Origin of the sequence: Mesorhizobium sp. M5C.F.Ca.IN.020.32.2.1, from assembly GCF_004023105.1 — a bacterium.
GTDB lineage: Bacteria > Pseudomonadota > Alphaproteobacteria > Rhizobiales > Rhizobiaceae > Mesorhizobium > Mesorhizobium wenxiniae.
Genome location: NZ_RZSX01000752.1, coordinates 1 through 3,154, shown reverse-complemented (window position 1 = coordinate 3,154; position 3,154 = coordinate 1). Strand labels below are relative to the sequence as shown.

General features: G+C 61.7%; 5 protein-coding genes. All 5 read right to left on the bottom strand.

Going from position 1 to position 3,154, the window contains the following annotated elements; all coding sequences use genetic code 11:
* A partial coding sequence (locus EOA86_RS28265; RefSeq protein WP_164892049.1) for an HAD family hydrolase occupies positions 1-352 on the bottom strand: 352 nt, incomplete at its 3' end.
* On the bottom strand, positions 349-906 hold the full coding sequence (locus EOA86_RS28260) for a thioredoxin family protein (RefSeq protein WP_128344684.1): 558 nt from the start codon (positions 904-906) through the stop codon (positions 349-351). The genes EOA86_RS28265 and EOA86_RS28260, both read right to left, overlap by 4 nt.
* A gap of 22 nt (positions 907-928) precedes the next feature.
* Entirely contained in the window at positions 929-1,615 is a 687-nt protein-coding gene (rpe, locus tag EOA86_RS28255; protein ID WP_065010917.1) for a ribulose-phosphate 3-epimerase, read from the bottom strand.
* Positions 1,616-1,677: 62 nt separating this feature from the next.
* Positions 1,678-2,616, bottom strand: coding sequence for a CbbX protein (gene cbbX, locus EOA86_RS28250; RefSeq protein ID WP_128344681.1), 939 nt, complete (start codon positions 2,614-2,616; stop codon positions 1,678-1,680).
* An 8-nt stretch (positions 2,617-2,624) separates the two neighbouring features.
* On the bottom strand, positions 2,625-3,059 hold the full coding sequence (locus tag EOA86_RS28245; protein WP_065010919.1) for a ribulose bisphosphate carboxylase small subunit: 435 nt from the start codon (positions 3,057-3,059) through the stop codon (positions 2,625-2,627).
* Between the last annotated feature and the right edge of the window lie 95 nt (positions 3,060-3,154).

Here is a 3,154-nt window from a genome sequence, read left to right as displayed (position 1 = left end):
TGGCTATTCCGCTCAAGTGGAAGTGGGTGAGAACCTCCCTGACGCCAGGCATCAGCGTCGTCAGGCCGGTGAGATGTCTGCGGTAGATCGGCGCCATGACGCGGTTGGCCTCGTCAAGCGCGCTGCCGAGGAGCGGCGTACCGGAAGCGGTGAAGGCTCGCTCGACCAGTTTCCTGACGCCGCCGCCGATCATGGCCTTAACCTGTTCCAGGCGCAGCGGCGGCAGATCGCGGCCGGCCAGCAACTCGTTGACTGCGGCCCTTATATCAGGCGCCGAATCGACCAGCGTGCCGTCGAGATCGAACAGGATCGCTTTCGACGATCGAAACCGCCTACCCATGCCGACGTTCATGCGGCGTCCTTCCACTTGATCGAGCAGCCGATCGAAGCGATCTGGTCGAGCGGCCCGTCGCCGGTTCGGGCAATTTGCTTCATCGCCTCGAACAGGTCGCGTCTCAACCCGGGCGGTCCGGCGTCGCGTCGCGCCGCGTCCAGCCGGCCGCGATATTGCAGCGTCAACTCGCTGTTGAGCCCGAAGAAATCCGGAGTGCAAACGGCTCCATAGGCACGCGCCACGGTCTGGCGCTCGTCGTGGAGGTAGGGGAAAGTGAAGCCGTTCGTTCTGGCGAAGAGCTTCATGTTGTCGAAGGAATCATCCGGATAGGCGTCGGCATCGTTGGAATTGATCGCGACAAAGCCGATGCCTTCGGGCTTGAGATCGTTGGCATCGCGGACGACGCGTGAAATCACCGCCTTCACATAAGGGCAGTGGTTGCAGATGAAGGCTACGACCAGCCCGTTCGGGCCGGCGTGGCTGAAGATCGAGTGCGATTTGCCGTCGATCCCGGGCAAAACGGCATCGATGGCTTGCCAGCCGAAATCGCAGACAGGTGGGATCGCCCCCATGTTGCCCTCCGATGAAATGGTTTTACGCGGCTTTCCGGATCGCCCCGTCGGCTGCCTGTCTGATGGCGCCGATATTGGCGCGATAGGCAGCCTCGGTGCCACCCTTGAAAATGGCCGAGCCGGCAACCAGCACATTGGCGCCGGCCGCGGTGACCAGGGGCGCGGTTTCGGGCGTGACGCCGCCGTCGATCTCGATGTCGATCGGGCGGTTGCCGATCAGTGCCTTGATCCGCCTGACCTTGTCGACGACCGCCGGAATGAAAGCCTGGCCGCCGAAACCCGGATTGACTGTCATCAGAAGCACCAGATCGAGCCGGTCGAGCACATATTCGATGACACTTTCCGGCGTCGACGGGTTCAGCGATACGCCGGCCTTCTTGCCAAGATTCCTGATCGCCTGCAGCGAACGATCGAGATGCGGCCCGGCCTCGGCATGCACCGTGATGATGTCGCAGCCCGCATCGGCGAAGGCGGCGAGATATGCATCTGCCGGCGCGATCATCAGATGGCAGTCGAAGATCTTGTCCGTTCGGTCGCGGATCGCCTTGATCACCGGCGGGCCGAAGGTGATGTTGGGCACGAAATGGCCGTCCATCACGTCGAGATGGATCCAGTCGGCACCCGCCCGGACGACCGTTTCGACCTCGTCGCCGAGCCGCGAGAAATCCGCAGAAAGCACCGAGGGCGCGATGATTGTCTTAGTACCCATGGTCGTCGGCTCCCATTCTGTCTACCGTTTCCGGTCGCTGCACACCAACTGGCGTCATCTTGTCAGCGCGCCTTCGTCTCCGGTTCGCCTTCGAGCTTACCTTCCGCGAACACGCGGCTGCCGCGAATATCGGATTCTTCAATGGTGATAAGGTCGGTTTTCGTCAACGCCCGGTCGCGCGACGCGAAAAGCCGGTTGGCCTGGCGAAGCCGCGCCCGGTCGAGCCCATTGCGGACCGAGCGGGCGTTGGAGAAATGCGGCAGCCGCATGCGTATCGGGAGATACTCTTCGAGCGCCTTGGCCGCCGCCTCGCTGAGACGGTAATTCTGTTCCGCCAGCATGGTCTCGGCGATCGATTTGAGTTCGCTGACGCAGTAGTCGGGAAAATCTAGGTGGTGGGCGATGCGCGAGCGCATGCCGGGATTGCTGTCGAAGAAGCGGTCCATCTTGTTCTTGTAACCGGCAAGAATCACGACCAAGTCGTCACGGTTGTTTTCCATGCATTGCAGAAGGATTTCGATCGATTCCTGGCCGTAGTCGCGTTCGTTCTCGGGCTTGTAGAGATAGTAGGCCTCGTCGATGAAAAGCACCCCGCCCATGGCGCGCTTGATCACTTCGCGGGTTTTGGGCGCGGTGTGGCCGACATACTGGCCGACGAGATCGTCTCGCGTCACCGCGACCATGTGGCCTTCGCGGACATAGCCAAGACGATGCAGGATTTCGGCCATCCTGAGCGCCACGGTGGTCTTTCCGGTGCCGGGATTTCCCGTAAAGTTCATGTGCAGCGTCGGCGCGCCCGAGGTCAGGCCGAACTTGCGGCGAAGCCGGTCGACCAGGAGCAGCGCCGCGATCTCGCGGATGCGGGTCTTAATGGGCTTCAGGCCAACGAGTTCGCGGTCGAGCTTGTCCATCACCTCGTCGATGTTAGACGCCTCGAACTCGGCCTGCAGATCAACCGCTTCGTCCTGCGCGGCAGCGCCCTTTGCTATCGCATCCAGCATGGTTTCGGCTAGCTCCGCTCGCCTTCGGGCCTGTCGGTCGCATAAGGCACGATCGAATAACCCTGGCTGCGGCCGTCGCGCTCCTGGCGCAGCAGCCGGAACCCGGGTTCGTTGGGCGGCCGGTTGACGATGAACGACATGCGTGGCGCTTCCCAGCCCTTGGTCGAATCGAAGGCGGTGACCCTGACATACATGTTGGGCATGGCTTTCCGGCAGCTGTTGACTTCAAGCAGGATGCCCGCCGGGTCCTTCAGGTCGAACATCGGGTTGCCGTACATTTCCCAATAGGTGTTTCGCGGATGCGGATCGTCCGTGTACTCGACGCTGACCGCCCAGTGGTTTTTCAGCGCGTATTTGATCTGCGCCGAAATCTGCTCATCGGTCAGGTCGGGCAGGAATGAAAACTGTCCCTGCGTGACCTTGTTTCCCGGATTGGTCATCATGGCGACGGTTCCTTTCGTCTAGAAGCTGGGCGTTGCGGTTGGCACGAAGTCGGCCGTGTCGGTCGATTCGTAGTTGAAGGTGACGTCCTTCCAGG